The organism is Geobacter sp. FeAm09 (assembly GCF_008330225.1).
Lineage (GTDB): Bacteria > Desulfobacterota > Desulfuromonadia > Geobacterales > Pseudopelobacteraceae > Oryzomonas.
Window position 1 is genome coordinate 2,946,830 of the sequence record NZ_CP042466.1, and the last position, 14,767, is coordinate 2,961,596.

The window sequence follows — 14,767 nt, forward strand, 5'->3', positions numbered from 1 at the left end:
ACGGCACTGATTTCAGCAGCGCCGATAGGCCTCGAGGTGTCCCTGGGCCCACTTTTTCCACGTAAACTGGCTGGCGTGAACGAGCCCCCTGGCTTTCAGCTCCTCCGCCAGGGCGGTATCGTCCAGGACCCGCTTCATGGCCTCCGCCATCTGGTCGCAGTCCTCCGGGTCCACCAGCAGGGCGGCGTCGCTTCCCACTTCCCGCAACGAGGTGCTGTTGGAGGTCACCACCGGCACACCGCACGACATGGCCTCCACGACCGGAAACCCGAACCCTTCGTACAGGCTGCAGTAAGCGAACAGCCGCGCCCCGTTCAAAAGGAGCACCAGTTCGTCGTCGGGGACGTAGCCCGTGATATGTATCCGCTCCCTGGCCTCGGCCGACTCTATCTGCTGCAATACCTTGCTCGTTGCCAGGCTCGGCGGTCCCACCAGCGCAAGATGGAAATCCTTGAAACGCCTATCCTCCGTCAGGCGCTCAAAGGCCTGCACGTGCCCCGTGACATTCTTCCGGGGGTCGAGAAAACCGATGCTGAGGATATAGGGGTAGTCTTTCAGCCCATATTTAGCCAGGACGGCCTCTATGGCCTGCCGGTCATCCACCGGCCTGAACACCCGGCGTATCCCCGGGTAAACCACCGTGATCTTCGACTCGGGAATCCGCGCCTTTTCCACCAGGTCCCGCTTGGTATACTCGGAAATCGCCAGTACCTGGTCGGCCTTGTCCCGGGCGAAGTCGAGGCTTGTCCGGGTCGCCGCAATGAAATGCCGCCCGAACAGTTCGGGATAGATAAGCGGGATCACATCCGGGATATTGATGACGTGCGCCGCCCTCCGGGACGTTCTGATATCCCAGTTCCAGACCTGCACCACGTCAAGATCGGCCATGATACGGTTCACGTAGCCCGGGTGCCGGGTCAGGCGTTTGCGCAAAAACCTGACACCACAGTTCCAGATATCGCCCGCAGCCTTGAAGGGCTGTGCCCCCGTATCGCCGAAACCCTGCAAGAAACCGAGGGGGACCTCGCCCCGGAATTCGAACCGCCCGCTCTCGCCGAGCGGCAGGGAGTGCCCCGGCTGCCCGGACAGGTCCACAAAGACGAATTTCGTGTCGTCATGCAGCGCAAGCTGCTGCAAACCTTCCAACAGCCCGTAATACAATACCTGCACGCCGGTCCGGTACTTCCAGAACAGACCAGAGACATCTATGCCTACCTGCACGTTATGGCTCCTTCCCGTGACCAACACGACTAAATAAGCAACTGCCGATAAAATTTTACATGTTTTTTTGCGAAGCTTTCCGCGCTCAGTTCGTCATGGACTCTTTTTGAACCTTTTGCAGCAAGCTCTTGTGCCATTTCAGGGTGTTCAACAAGCTTCAGTAATTGTTCACCTAATGCCTTTACATTTCCTTCGGGGAAAATCAAACCGGCATCCCCGATCACCTCAGGAATCGCGCCAGAATCGGAGCCGACAACCGGCACGTTGCATGCCATGGCTTCTGGAATTACTTTTCCGAATTGCTCTTTCCAAGTTGACGTTGTCCGGGATGGAACCGCCAACACATCAAAACAACTCATGTAGTCAACCATTTTTTCAGGCGGCACCTGCCCCATAAAGTGGACGCGACCTGCCAAATCCGGAAGGGAAGCACGCTCCTTGAGTACCCCCTCCATGGGACCGGAGCCGATGAGGACACAATGGGCTCGCGGCGGAAGCAGCGCCACAGCATCAAGAAGCGTATCAAACCCCTTTTGGGGCAGTAAGCCCCCCACACCGCCGACAAGAAAAGGGAACTCCAGTTGCTGTGCTTTCTTCGCCGTATTTCTCTCTTTCCCGACAAAAAACTCAAGCGGCGTACCCCAGAAAATACGTTCGGAAACACGGGGGGCCAACAAATTCATGCTTTCAAGATTCATCAGAGCTTCCGAATTGCTCGCGGTAATGCCGTCAACGCTCCGCCAGGCAAAACGCCACAATGGATCGAACAAAGGCTTGAAGCGAAATGGTAAATTTTCAAAAGCATAACAGGCAAGCCGAGCCTTTAGTCCTAAGAGTCTCTGTATAAACAGCGTCTGCATTAAAATGAAGGAACGGGCCTCATCCCATACATGAATCACATCAGGCGCATTGGCTCTTATCGCTTTTAGCAGCGGGAAAAGGCGAAAACCGCGCGTATAATTGTGCGGGTCTTTCAGCGGCACCGGTACAAGCCGATAGCCTTCACTGGCTCTCGGCCGCTCTAAAGCTAGTGCATTGGCCGTCCCGACATGGTGAGGGTAGAAAATCTCCGGCACAATAACCGTTAATTCAACCTCGTCCCTCAAGAATCTAAATATTGCCTGACAATATTCATGCATGCCCGCCTGGCTGATAACAAGAACTTTCACAGTTTTATTCCTTACGTGCTACAACAAACGCAACGCCCTGAGCAAATGCCATTGCACCGTAGTCATCATACTCCAGCACATCAAGTTCCCCGGATGTCCCTTCTCGCCATGTCGAATATCGAGTCGGTTTATAAAAGAGGCGCAATGCCTCAATTCCCGGTACTAGTTCTCTAATTGCAGCAGTATCATACACTTTATACCAGCCACCTTTTACTGTTGCCTTCCCGGCCGGCACGGTCAAGTAGAGCCTGCCACCAGGCTTTAGTGCTTGGAAAAGCTTTTGTACAGCAATCTGGTCCCCCCGGTTCTCTTTCGGGTCACCATAGCCAGATAACCCAACATGTTCGATGACCGATATAGAAACCACTGCATCAAAACCGCTATCAGGTGGTTGCCATTTCAAAATATCTCCCTGGATAAAATCAAAATTTTCATGACAAAAGGGGTAGGGGCGGAAATCCATGCCAGTAACGTGATATCCGAGGCTGCAAAGTTGCATCGGAAGCAAGCTTTCGACACATCCAAAGTCAAGTATACGCTGCCCAGGCTCAAGCGATAGATAATGGTAGAAAAGTGGGTATTCCACCAACCGTTCGCTAAACACGGGTCTGACCTCCCGGGGGTAGAAGAAAAAACCACTGACAATCCGGATTATTTTACGTAATGCCTTTATTAGAATAGTTTCTTGGACATTTTCGAGGTATATGGCCAAATTTTCCTGGTACCCTTTGAGGCTGTTATAATTCAACAATTTTCGCCCTCCTCAATCACTTTATAGGCAATCCACTAAAGCTATTTTTTATTGAAACAACTTATTATCAATATCTTTTCTTATTGCTACAATATTTTGATAAACAAACAGTTCACACTGCATAGATGTATATCTTACCAATGGCAATAATTCTTGTGGCAATAAGCGATAAATGTTATATTTATCCGACAATAAATCATAAAAATCTTTAAAAAAAACTCTACTATGTACGTTCATTTCATTGAATTCAAATTGAATCATCTTTATTTTACCATCAGAAAGCGTATTTTTACCACCAGACAATACGGCGTATTCATTTCCTTCAGTATCTATCTTTAGTAAATCTATAGAGTCGATTTGATTCACCGACACAAAGTCATCCAAAGTTTTAATTTGGATTGCATATTTATTAATCGGAAGTCCTGGCTCATTGTCTAGTGCCGCGCGATGTATCGAAGCAAAAGGCGAACCATCTTGCTGCGCGTAGTCAAACAATTCCAGATTCCGCTCAACATCGCCAAGTCCGAAATTATAACATTCAAATCGGTACGTATGTGCCATTTGCTCTAACACCTTAAAGGTAGTCGGATGTGGTTCAAAAGAACATATCCGTGCATCAGGATAAACCTCCCTGATCATTTGTGCATATTCACCTTTATGTCCACCAACGTCGAAAACCGTTTCAAGTTTCAAGCGTGCGGCAACCATAGCAATAAAAGATCGTTCACCACTGACCTCGTCATTTTCATGATTAAGCATTCCCATCCCTTTCAGACAGCAGAAGAGAAGGAACTTGTTTAGCTTGTATGTAATTTTACGAGCAAATAAAAAACGGTACAGTCCAAATATCGCCTGTTTCATCAAACTCTCCATTTAGCTCCCAATAATAAGATAGCCTTCGTTTTTATTATAAATAGGTGGCGCGTTCTTTCAGTAAAGAGGTCAAATAGGTATACAGCCGTAAACTGAGAGGCAAGAGTTGCCATCGCAGCCCCTTTGGCGCCATACTTGGAAATGAAAAAAAGATTCAGCACAATATTTACAACCGCCCCGGTGAGAGTTCTCAGCAAAGCAAGCCGGGTCATATTCTCGGTTAAATCCCAAACACTCTGAGCACCCGCGAGAAACACAAAAAGCGTTGCCCAAATGTGTATTTGCAAGACACCAACTGACGGCAGGAATTTATCCCCATAGAGAATAAAAATTATCCTAGGAGCCAAGAAGGTCATTGGAACGGCAATAAGCAACGCCATGATTGCCATCAACGAAAAGAGCCGCTGTAACCTTCTGTGATAAAAATCCTTATGAACATTTTTTGTCTGTATTATTGCAGGAAGAACCGATGATATAATTGCTGACGGTATGAAATACCAAACCTCCGATATCTTGGTGGCGGCGGTATAAATGCCGACCTCCGCATTGCCGAGCATGTCGCCGAGCATGATCTGGTCGATCTTCATATACAGCATGACCGATATGCTGCCCAGGATCAGCGGCCAACTGTCCCGGAGCAGTTCCCGGCACCGGCCCTGGCTCCTGCGCCATGCCGTGAGCCGCAGGCCGCTGCGGCGGTATGCGAGGACCAAACCCACGGCGCCAAGGGCGGTTTCCGCCAGGGCGGCCAGGGCAAAGGCCGTCAGTGGGGCAGCGGCCAGGATGAGGAACACCTTGACCCCGGCAATGATCAGGAACGCCGTGTTCCGGGCATACACCGTATATTTGGAGCGCACCTGCGACTGAAACCAGAAATCGATGACGTCGAATGCCTGGAAGATTGTGCCGGCGGCCACGATACCGACCAGAAGCCGTGTCGAGGCATCCCCGTGGCGCAGGAACGAGACGGCCGCGACCGCCATGAGAAGCGTCGCTACCCCGCCCGCCAACTTCATGGCGAACACCGAACCGAGAATTTCATCGCGGCGGGCCGGTTCCTTGACGATTTCCCGCACCACAATCCCGTCCAGGCCGAGGGTAGCGAGGGCGGAAAACAGGGCAACGAACGCTACGGCATAGTTGAAAAGTCCGAACTGTGCCGGCCCCAGGTAGCGCGCCACCCAGACATTGACGACCAGTCCGACCCCCATGCGCACAATTTTGTCCAGGAAGAGCCAGCCGGTATTGCCGATTATGCCGTGGAGATGTTCCCGTTCCTCCAGCCAGCGGCGGGCAACAGCGGGCAGATATCTGGCCCAGTGCGGATTCACGCTACGCCCTCCCCTTTTCGGCAGCACCGGCACCCAAAGAAATCGCCATGTTCATGGCCGGGCGCCGTGTCACCATACCTGCCCCAGATTCACGCAGTCGGGTACGTCCACTCCTGATGCGGAAAAGCTGATGCGGTAACACCCGTGGCTCTTGTCGAGGGTGTTCAACGGTGAGAAGCCGGAATAGAGCCAGCCGCCCTTGCTCCCCCACCGTGACAGCGCCAGGAGATCGGCGGCCAGATCCTTGTCAAGTTTACTCTGAGTATATTGGGGGCGCTGGTAGAGGTACAGGACAAACCGGTTTTTGACACCGAAGGTCCGCAGAAAAATGGATAGTGAGCCGATAGGCTCGTGGTCTCTGGCGCGGAAGCTTATGAAAACCAGATTCGCCGCCGGATCGTTGCGCAGCTTCTGGGCGAGGGAAGAGACCCCGCTGGTGAATGTCCGGGTTTGCTCGGCATTTTGATGGCTCGCCGCACGCAAGGGCTCGAATCCCTGGAAAACGATCAGTCCCCCCAGCACGAGCGAAAAAACCACGAGAACCCCAGCGCGCCAGGCCGTCGAGGCAAAAAGGAGGCGGGCCATCTCGCTGATCAGCATTGCCGTGGCAAACATCAGCACGGGGCCGCACAACCCGCCGGGGAAGTCGTAGCGCATGCCGGCCGGCCATTGACCGTTGTAAAATGCGAATTGCGAGGCATAGACCAGAAGAAGGGCTGCGGACAGGCACAGGTAGGTTGCGAGGCTGCGGTAGCATCGCCTGATCGCTCCGCGATCATTCCGGTTGTGCAGGCAGACCAGCACCCATGCTGCGATGACGGCAACGGTGAGCAGCCCGCCCAGCACATAGCCGTTGCCGAGGGCCTTGACCATCCCGTAGTAGAGCAGCTCCAGGCGGCCAATGGGTTTGACGCTGTTGGCATAGATATCTTTCTGCGCTTTTCCCAGTGCCGTGGCAACCGCTGCCGCGATGAAGATCCCGTAACCGCACATCAGCGCCGACACCGCAACTGCCGTCTTATCCGCGCGCCCTTTTTTCCAGAGGATGAACAGCAAGGCCACCACGGGCAGCAGCAGGAACAGAAGATTTTCTTTCGACCCCATGGCGACAAACGCGCCGACGAGCATCAACAGCCAGGGGCTGAACGGGGAGGAGGTTGCCGGTCCCTCCTGCCGTGTTGATTCCAGCACCAGAACAAAACCCGCGGCATACAGGGCTGTTCCAAAGACCGCATACGTCTCGGCAGGTCCAAGCTTTGCCCAGATATCGGCCCACCAGGGGAAGGTACAGACGTACAGGGTGAACAACAGCCCGGCAATGAAGCCGGCGCATCTCTCCGCCAGCCACCACAGGATCATGACCGAGAGCGCAAAGAGAACAACCCGGCAGGCATACCACCGCACAGGCGAGTCGCCCCAGACGAAGGTTTCGCAGACACGGAGCAGGTAATAGGCGGGCCGGTATCGTAGGGAGGTGCCCGGCAAGGCGAATTCGGTGCCGAGCAGCACTTGCCAAAAATCGTGCGCTGCCAGGCGGCCGTCAGGCCCAAGGAATTTCATGATCTCGTGGTCGTCGATGATCCCCCACCGGGCGCGGAGGTTGCTGCCCCAGAGATAGAGGGCTACCAGGAGGGAGCCAAGAGCCATGGCGGGCACCTTCATCTTTTCGGCTGCAAAGGCGAGTTTCATGGCGTGCGCATCTCCGCTATCTCCGTTGCCCGTTTCATTTCACCGTGACCAGATAGATACCGGACATTATCAAGAGCAGGCCCGACACTGTTTTTGCCGTCACGGCCTCATCGAGAAAAAAATATCCCAGGAGCGCCGTCATGACCACAAGGGACCCGGCAGCACAGGCAAAGATCGTGGACAGGTTGTTGAGCTTCAACAGAACGAGCCAGATGACAAAACCGGTTCCGTACAAGAGGGAGCCGGCCCAGAAGCGCCAATCACCGGCAAGCGCCGACAACATGGCGCCTGCGCCCCTGTTCAGGGACACTTTGAGCAGGGTCAGCCCCACGGAACTACTCGCCGCGTAGACGGCCAGGATACAAAGCGTTTTGATCATAGTGCTCCTGCCAGGCCAGGGAGTCAGATTTTTTCAGCTATCGTCCAGGTGGCAAAGGAAAAAATTCTGCCAAACGCTCCTGTGCCGAGGCGCAGATCGAGCCCGGCCAGCATCCGCGCCAGGCCGGGCGGGCCAATATTCAATGCGGGGAAGGCATCGGGGTTGTAATAGAGGACGTACCCCAACAGCCCGGGATAGAACTGGTCGAGAATGCGAAAATTGTTCGCGGTAAGGCAAGTGTTGTATTCCTGCAAGGTAAAGGCGCGCTCGCTGTTTTCCTCGAAGATGGCATTGTCTTTATAAATTTTTTCCCTGACAGCCCTCCAGAGACGGTTGTTGTGGGTGGGCTCCAGATTTAGGAATATCCCTCCTTTTTTCAGGGAATTGCCGATGTTGTGCACGCCTTTATGCACATCGTAGGGTATGTGGTGCAGGCCTCCGATGATGACGGCAAGGTCGTACCGGTCCTCTTCGCAGAACGTGAGGAGATCATTCCGGCAGGTGGTTACCCTCTTTAGCTGCGAGGTTTCTGCCGCCTTTACCATGGCGTCGGATAAATCAAAAGCGTGCATGGTCAGGTGCGGAAAGAAGTTCACCAGCCTCGCAGACACCTCCGCATTACCGCACATGGCCTCCAGGCCGGTCAGCGGAGATCGGGCCGGCAGGAACCGGGCCAGCCTCTCCAGAACATGATTCCAGATGACCTGTTTGTACGCCAGGTGGTTCTTTGCGGAGCGTCCCTTAAGATAGACATCCGCAATGGCATCGAAGTGTTTGCGCTGTGCCTCTACCTTATCCATCGTGTGCCCGCGCACCTTCCCGAAGCTGTACCCATATTCGTTTCCTTGACGATATAATGCGGTCTCCGTTTGACCTCGATAAACATCTTGCCGATATACTCACCGATGATCCCGAGGATAATCAACTGGAAGCCGCCGATGAACAGCACGCTCGCCAGAACGGAGGTCCATCCGGCAACGGCCGTGTCGGTAAAGAAATAAACGTACAACGCATACAAAGCATAGAGCGTTGCCAGCCCCGACAGGGCGAATCCGGCCAGGGTGGCGAAATGTAGCGGCTTGACGCTGAAGGACGTGATCCCTGCCAGGGCAAAGGCGACCATCCTCCTGAGGGAATACTTGGTGGCACCCGAGAAACGCTCGTTTGGCACGTAGGATATGCCGTACTGCCGGAAACCGAGCCAGCCGAACAACCCGCGGTAAAACAGAACCGATTCGTTGATCCTTTTCAGTTCATCCACGACGGCGCGGTCAAGGAGACGGAAATCGGCCCCCCCCTGGGCGAGATTGAGATTTGCGCAGCTGTTGATGAAGCGGTAGAAAAAGCTGCTGGTAATCTTCTTGAACAGGTGGGTATCGTGCGAGTCGTCCCTGACGGTATAGACGATGTCGTACCCTTCCCGCCACTTATCAAGCATTGCCCCGATCAATTCGGGCGGATGCTGCAGGTCGGCATCCATCGATATGACACAGTCGCCCGATGCATGGTCGAATCCCGCTTTAAGAGCATTTTGATGGCCGAAGTTCCTGGAGAAGGAAAAGTACTTGACCTTATCATTCCGTTCGGCAAGCGCGACGATAGTGGCCAGGGTCCTATCGGAACTACCGTCATCGACAAGAATGAGCTCGTACGCTTCATGGCCTGCGAGGGCGGCAATTATCCTGTCGTGCAGATAGTGAATATTGCCCTCTTCGTTATAACAGGGCACGACGATCGAAATCTTGCATGGTTCCATCATAAACGATCACGCCACTTTCTGTGCTTCAAAGGCCGATCGGCCCCATTCCTCCACCATCATGCGCGCCACATCCCTCATTTTATAGCTGGCCCGCCAGCCAAGCGCGTTGGCCGATTTTTCCGGATTGGCCCTGCTGACCATGATTTCGGATGGCCGAAGCAGCGCTGCGTCGCTTTCGACGTGGTCACGCCAGTCAAGCCCCACGCATGCGAAGACTTCCGCCACGAAATCAGCCAGTTTGTTGGTTTCGCCCGTTGCGATCACAAAATCGTCCGCCTGCTCCTGCTGGAGGATCAGCCACATGGCCTCGACATATTCGGGGGCCCATCCCCAGTCTCTGGCGATTTCGATATTGCCGAGCATCAGCTTTTCCTTGGCTCCATTGGCGATCCGGCAGGCGCTTTTGACTATTTTCTGGGTAACGAAGCGCTCGGGGCGCAGGGGTGATTCGTGGTTGAAAAGTATTCCGGTGCTGGCATAAAGACGGTATGCCTCCCGGTAGTTGGCAATCTCCCAGAAGGCTGTCGCCTTGGCCACCGCATAGGGGCTCCGCGGGCGAAAGGGGGTATTCTCGTCAGCCGGCTGGCCGCCGGTGTTGCCGAAACATTCGCTTGAACCGGCGTTGTAGAGCCTGGTCCGGCACTTCATGAAACGAATCGCCTCGAGAAGGTTCAGCGTGCCGACACTGATACTTTCCAGTGTTTCCACCGGCTGGTCAAAGGAAAGCCCAACCGAACTCTGGCCGGCCAGATTATAAATCTCGTCGGGCCGGACTTCCGACAAGACATGGAGCACGCTCCGGAAATCATTCAGCGCCATGGAATGAAAGATAATGCGGTCGCGGATGCCCAGTTTGCCGAGGTTCGTAAAGCCGGCCACCTGGGCATCCCGCGCGGTGCCATGGACTTCATATCCCTTACCCAGCAGAAACCGGGACAGATATGCGCCATCCTGGCCTGATACGCCGCAAACAAGAGCCTTTTTAGTCAATGTCTTCCCCCCATAATTCATGTACCGAAACGCTGCCGGCCTATCCTGCGGCACCGGCAACGAAAATTCTGGTTGCCGGCACGCCCATCTCGCCAAGCATTCCCACAAGCTGGTCTCTCCGTTTCAGAGAGGATATGATCACCGGCAGGCCGGATTTCTTCACCCCTTCCAGCAATGACACGACCTGTGCACCGAAGAAATCGCTCCCCGCGTGCGCGTCGTCCATGACCGTCACCAGCCTGACCTCGGTCTCCCGCAACGACAGATGGGCCACCTCCGCCACCTCGTCCACCCCGCAGAAAGCGACCTCTTGCACGCCGGCGGCTTCCAGGCGGCGGAACAGGTCCAGGTAGTCCTGGCGGGCAACGGTGTAGAGGCTGGTGAAGTAGCTGAGATGCTGGTAGGCGAGGCGGCTCTTTTCGGCCAGCCCCTGGGGGGTGAGGAGATAGGCGTAGCGGTTGCGGGGAAAGTTTTTGACCCGCACGTAGCCTTTGGCGACAAGATTCTTCAGGTAGGAATTGACCAGGCCGACGGCGATGCCGAGCCGCCGGGAGAGCTCACGCTGGGACAGGGGCTCTTCGCCGGCAATCTCGGAGAGCAGCAAAAGGGAACGATAGGATTCGAGAGATTTTTCGTTGTTGTTCATATTTTGAACACTAGCGAAAAAGGGGCGAATAATGCAAGCGAAAAGTGTTCATTTCGTGAACACCCGCCCGAAGAATGGTCAACTCCGAATCGCCTGGGACGCCCCGGCGTTCAGGAACCAGGCATAGGTATCCCGCAGCCCCTGTTCGAGTTCGATGCGGTGCCGCCAGCCGAGGCCGTGGAGCCGGGATACGTCACAGAGCTTGCGCGGCGTGCCGTCGGGCTTGCCGGCGTCGAAAACCAGGTCCCCCCGAAGCCGACCACCTTTTTCACCAGCAGGGCCAGGTCGCGGATGGTCAACTCCTCGCCGCTGCCGATATTGATCAGCGCCGGTGCCGCCGGGTCCTCCAGCAGCCCGTTGTATTCCGCCTCCGGCAGGTTGATCAGGTGCAGGCAGCCGTCCGCCAGGTCATCCACGTGGAGAAACTCCCGCAGGGGCGTGCCGCTGCCCCAGATGGACACCGTGGCGTCGCCGCGCTCCTTCGCCTCGTGGCATTTGCGGATCAAGGCCGGCAGCACGTGGGACGAGGTCAGGTCGAAATTGTCGTTGATCCCGTAGAGGTTGGTGGGCATGGCGGCCAGGTAGCGGGTGCCGTACTGGCGGTTGAAGGAGCGGCACATGGTGATGCCGGCGATCTTGGCCACGGCATAGGCGTCGTTGGTCGGCTCCAGCGGCCCGGTCAGGAGGTATTCCTCCTTGAGGGGCTGGGGCGCCAGCTTGGGATAGATGCAGGTGCTGCCCAGGAACAGCAGGCGCTTTACGCCCGCGCGCCACGAGGCATGCACGACGTTGTTCTGGATCATCAGGTTGTCGTAGATGAACTGCCCCGGCAGCGTGCTGTTGGCAACGATTCCGCCGACCTTGGCCGCGGCCAGGAATACGTACTCCGGGCGTTCCTCCCGGAAGAAGGCCTCGACCGCAGCCTGGTTGCACAGGTCCAACTCCGCCCGCGAAGGGAGCACCAGGTTGGCGTAGCCCGCCTCCTGAAGCCGGCGCACGATGGCCGATCCCACCATGCCGCGATGGCCGGCCACATATATCTTGTCCTGCTTGTCCATCCCACATCACTCCTGACGGTAGATTATTTCAGATACCCGAATTTCTTCATCCGGTAGCGGAAGGCGTCGATGCCCAGGCTGAGCTTCTTGGCGGCCTTGGACTGGTTCCACTCCGTGCTGTCGAGGGCCTGACGGATCAACTCCTTTTCCACCTCCTCGATATCGATCCCTTCGGCTGGCAGCCGGAAGGTCGCCAGGGGGGGGCCGCTCTGGGGCGTGCTCTTGGCGACGATTTCCAACGGCAGATGTTCCAGCATGAGCGTGTCCTCGTTGCCCAGGATAATGGCCCGCTCGATGACGTTCTTCAGTTCCCGCACGTTGCCCGGCCAGCCGTAATCCGTGAGGATCCGTTCGGCCATGCCGGCGATGCCCTGCACCTTTTTGTTGAAATCCTTGTTGTAGACCCCGATGAAATGGTTGGCCAGGGGGATAATGTCCTCCTTGCGGTCCCGCAGGGGCGACAGGTGGATGGGAATGACCTGCAGCCGGTAATAGAGGTCGTTGCGGAAGGATTTTTCCTCGATGGACTTCTGCAGGTCCTTGTTGGTGGCGGAGATGATGCGCACATCCACCGTAAAGACCCGGCCGCCGCCGATACGGCGGAACGAGCGGTCTTCCAGGAAGCGGAGCAGCTTGGCCTGCATCCCCATCTCCATGTCGCCGATCTCGTCCAGGAACACGGTGCCGCCGTCGGCCAGCTCGAACAACCCCTTCTTGGTGTTCTTGGCGTCGGTGAAGGCCCCTTTTTCATGGCCGAACAACTCGCTTTCCAGGAGCGTGGCCGGCACCGCCGCGCAGTTGATGGCAATGAACGGCTTGTCCGAGCGGTTCGAACTGTAATGGATCCATTTGGCCACCAACTCCTTGCCGGTCCCCGATTCGCCCTGCACCAGGACCGTGGAGGCCTCGCTCTTGGCCACCTTGTCCAACACCTCCATCAACTGCTTTATCTGCCTGCTGTCGCCAATGATATTGGGCGGAAACGATTTCTTCGTTTCGGAGCGGAGGCGGGCCACCTCGCGTTTGAGGTCCGTGGTTTCCAGGGCCTTTTTGATGATGATGGCCAGCTCGTCCAGATTGAACGGCTTGCTGATGTAGTCGTAGGCCCCCAGCCGCATGGCGTTGACGGCGGTTTCCAGGCCGCCGTGGGCGGTCACCATGATGACCACGATCTCCTCGTCGTACTCCTTGAGCTTTTCCAGGGCCTCGATGCCGTTGATGCCCGGCATCTGGATGTCGAGCAGCACCAGGTCGGGCTGTTCCTCCCGGGCCAGGCGCAACGCCTCTTCCCCGTCGCCGGCAGTAACGACCTCGTAGCCCTGCTTCTTCAGGTTCTGCTCCAACGACCAACGGATCAGGTGCTCATCGTCAACGACCAGAATCTTGTTACGTTTCATGCGCTCTCCTTACCTCATCGATGTCATGAACGCTGCAGGCGGGCAGTTCTATGGTGAATACGGTGCCGCGCGGGGTGTTGTTGGCAACTGTGAAGAAACCGTTGTGCAGATTGATCAGCTTGTAGCATATGGGCAGGCCCAGGCCGGTGCCCTGGGCCTTGGTGGTAAAAAACGGCGTGAAGATCTTTTCCTGAATCTGGGGAGGGATGCCGGGGCCGGTGTCGGCAACGTCGATCCGCACATGGTCGCGTCCCTGGCGGGTGGACAGGCTAGTGCTGATGGTCAGCGTGCCCCCTTCGTTCATGGCCTGGAAGGCGTTCAGGATGAGGTTGAGGAATACCTGCTGCATCTGCTTGCCGTCGGCATACACCGTGGGAAGATTGGGGGCGAACTCCAACTGCCGTTCGATGTGCTTCACCCCCCGGTGCTGGGAAGCGAACTTGAGGGTCTTCTCGATAACGTCGCTGATGTCGATGCAGGCCAGTTCGGGGACCGACGGCTTGCCGAAGAAGAGCAGGTCGTTGACTGTCTTGTCCAGGCGTTGCACCTGTTGCAGCACCTCTTTGAGAATACCGCTGCGGGGGTCGTCGGGCTCCAGGTCGTCCCTGATGATGCTCACGGCGGCGGAGATGCCGGCCAGCGGGTTCTTGATCTCGTGGGCGATGCCGGCCGCCATCTCACCGATGGCGGCCAGGCGGTCCGCCCGCTCCAACTGCTGGAAATGATACTGCTCCAACTCCTTTTTGGTCACCTCGAGCCGGTCCACCATGGAGTTGAAACTGTTGATCAATTTGCCGATCTCGTCATCCGTGCCCCGGTAATCGATGCGCACGCTCAGGTCGCCGTTTTCCACCCGCGACATATTGGCGGTCATGCTGTCCAGGGGCTTTTTGACAAACTTGAAGAGTATGAACGAAATGGTGATGGAGAGAAAGAAGGTGATGGCCACCGAAGAGGCGATGAAGATGCGCGAAGCCGCGAGCATCTGCATCTTGGTCCGGTAGAGCGAATAGTCCACGTTGAGGATGCCGATGACCTTGGCCTTGCTGCCGTGGCAGGTGTGGCACGCCGCCTCGTTGTAGATCGGCTTGACCATGGACAGCACCTCGCCGTAGGGGGGGAGGTCGAAGATACCGTAATGCTTGGGGTTCAGGTAGAGCCGGTAGTCATCCATGCCGACCACCTTGCCGACCTCGGCCGGGTTGGACGAGCGCAGGATCACCCCGTGGGGGTGGAAGATGCGCACGCCAACCAGTTGATTGTGCTGCCCCACCATGGCCAGGATCGAACTCACATCCTGGACGTTTCCCAGGTGCATGGTGTTGTAAATACTGTTTTCTACGGTATGGAGCAGCAGTTCGGTGCTTTCGCGGGCCGTATCGATCAACTGGGATTGCTGCTGACGGACGTTGAAAAAGGTATAGATGAAGATGCCACCCACAAGCAGGACAATGGTTGTGGCGATAATGCGGGTTGTCAGGCTCTTGAACACTAAGCTATCCCT

At 56.1% G+C, this 14,767-nt stretch carries 13 protein-coding genes and 1 pseudogene; all 14 read right to left on the reverse strand.

Annotated features, from left to right (window positions below; genetic code table 11):
- Window positions 1-12 precede the first annotated feature (12 nt).
- Window positions 13-1,221, reverse strand: a complete 1,209-nt coding sequence (locus FO488_RS13800) for a glycosyltransferase family 1 protein (RefSeq protein WP_149211093.1) — start codon at window positions 1,219-1,221, stop codon at window positions 13-15.
- Window positions 1,222-1,250: 29 nt separating this feature from the next.
- Window positions 1,251-2,390, reverse strand: a complete 1,140-nt coding sequence (locus FO488_RS13805) for a glycosyltransferase (protein WP_149211094.1) — start codon at window positions 2,388-2,390, stop codon at window positions 1,251-1,253.
- A 4-nt stretch (window positions 2,391-2,394) separates the two neighbouring features.
- Window positions 2,395-3,138, reverse strand: a complete 744-nt coding sequence (locus FO488_RS13810; RefSeq protein WP_168206045.1) for a bifunctional 2-polyprenyl-6-hydroxyphenol methylase/3-demethylubiquinol 3-O-methyltransferase UbiG — start codon at window positions 3,136-3,138, stop codon at window positions 2,395-2,397.
- Between the two features lie 51 nt (window positions 3,139-3,189).
- A complete protein-coding gene (locus FO488_RS13815; RefSeq protein WP_168206046.1) occupies window positions 3,190-4,002 on the reverse strand; it encodes an FkbM family methyltransferase in 813 nt (270 codons plus the stop codon).
- Complete coding sequence (locus FO488_RS13820; RefSeq protein WP_149211097.1) at window positions 4,002-5,345, reverse strand: flippase; 1,344 nt, start codon at window positions 5,343-5,345, stop codon at window positions 4,002-4,004. The genes FO488_RS13815 and FO488_RS13820 overlap by 1 nt, the downstream gene beginning before the upstream one ends.
- 69 nt (window positions 5,346-5,414) lie before the next feature.
- Entirely contained in the window at window positions 5,415-7,034 is a 1,620-nt protein-coding gene (locus tag FO488_RS13825; RefSeq protein ID WP_149211098.1) for a hypothetical protein, read from the reverse strand.
- A 34-nt stretch (window positions 7,035-7,068) separates the two neighbouring features.
- Window positions 7,069-7,413 (reverse strand): hypothetical protein, encoded by a 345-nt coding sequence (locus tag FO488_RS13830; protein WP_149211099.1) that lies wholly within the window; start codon window positions 7,411-7,413, stop codon window positions 7,069-7,071.
- 23 nt (window positions 7,414-7,436) lie between these two features.
- On the reverse strand, window positions 7,437-8,213 hold the full coding sequence (locus FO488_RS13835; protein WP_149211100.1) for a class I SAM-dependent methyltransferase: 777 nt from the start codon (window positions 8,211-8,213) through the stop codon (window positions 7,437-7,439).
- Entirely contained in the window at window positions 8,201-9,172 is a 972-nt protein-coding gene (locus tag FO488_RS13840; RefSeq protein WP_205743280.1) for a glycosyltransferase family 2 protein, read from the reverse strand. Before FO488_RS13840 ends, FO488_RS13835 begins: the two co-directional genes overlap by 13 nt.
- Before the next feature lie 6 nt (window positions 9,173-9,178).
- Entirely contained in the window at window positions 9,179-10,162 is a 984-nt protein-coding gene (locus FO488_RS13845) for a GDP-mannose 4,6-dehydratase (RefSeq protein WP_149211101.1), read from the reverse strand.
- 40 nt (window positions 10,163-10,202) lie between these two features.
- A complete protein-coding gene (locus FO488_RS13850; RefSeq protein ID WP_149211102.1) occupies window positions 10,203-10,808 on the reverse strand; it encodes a winged helix-turn-helix transcriptional regulator in 606 nt (201 codons plus the stop codon).
- A 78-nt stretch (window positions 10,809-10,886) separates the two neighbouring features.
- Window positions 10,887-11,866: pseudogene (locus tag FO488_RS13855) on the reverse strand (GDP-L-fucose synthase family protein).
- Window positions 11,867-11,889: 23 nt separating this feature from the next.
- Complete coding sequence (locus FO488_RS13860; RefSeq protein ID WP_149211103.1) at window positions 11,890-13,263, reverse strand: sigma-54 dependent transcriptional regulator; 1,374 nt, start codon at window positions 13,261-13,263, stop codon at window positions 11,890-11,892.
- Entirely contained in the window at window positions 13,253-14,755 is a 1,503-nt protein-coding gene (locus tag FO488_RS13865) for a HAMP domain-containing sensor histidine kinase (protein WP_149211104.1), read from the reverse strand. Before FO488_RS13865 ends, FO488_RS13860 begins: the two co-directional genes overlap by 11 nt.
- Window positions 14,756-14,767 lie beyond the last annotated feature (12 nt).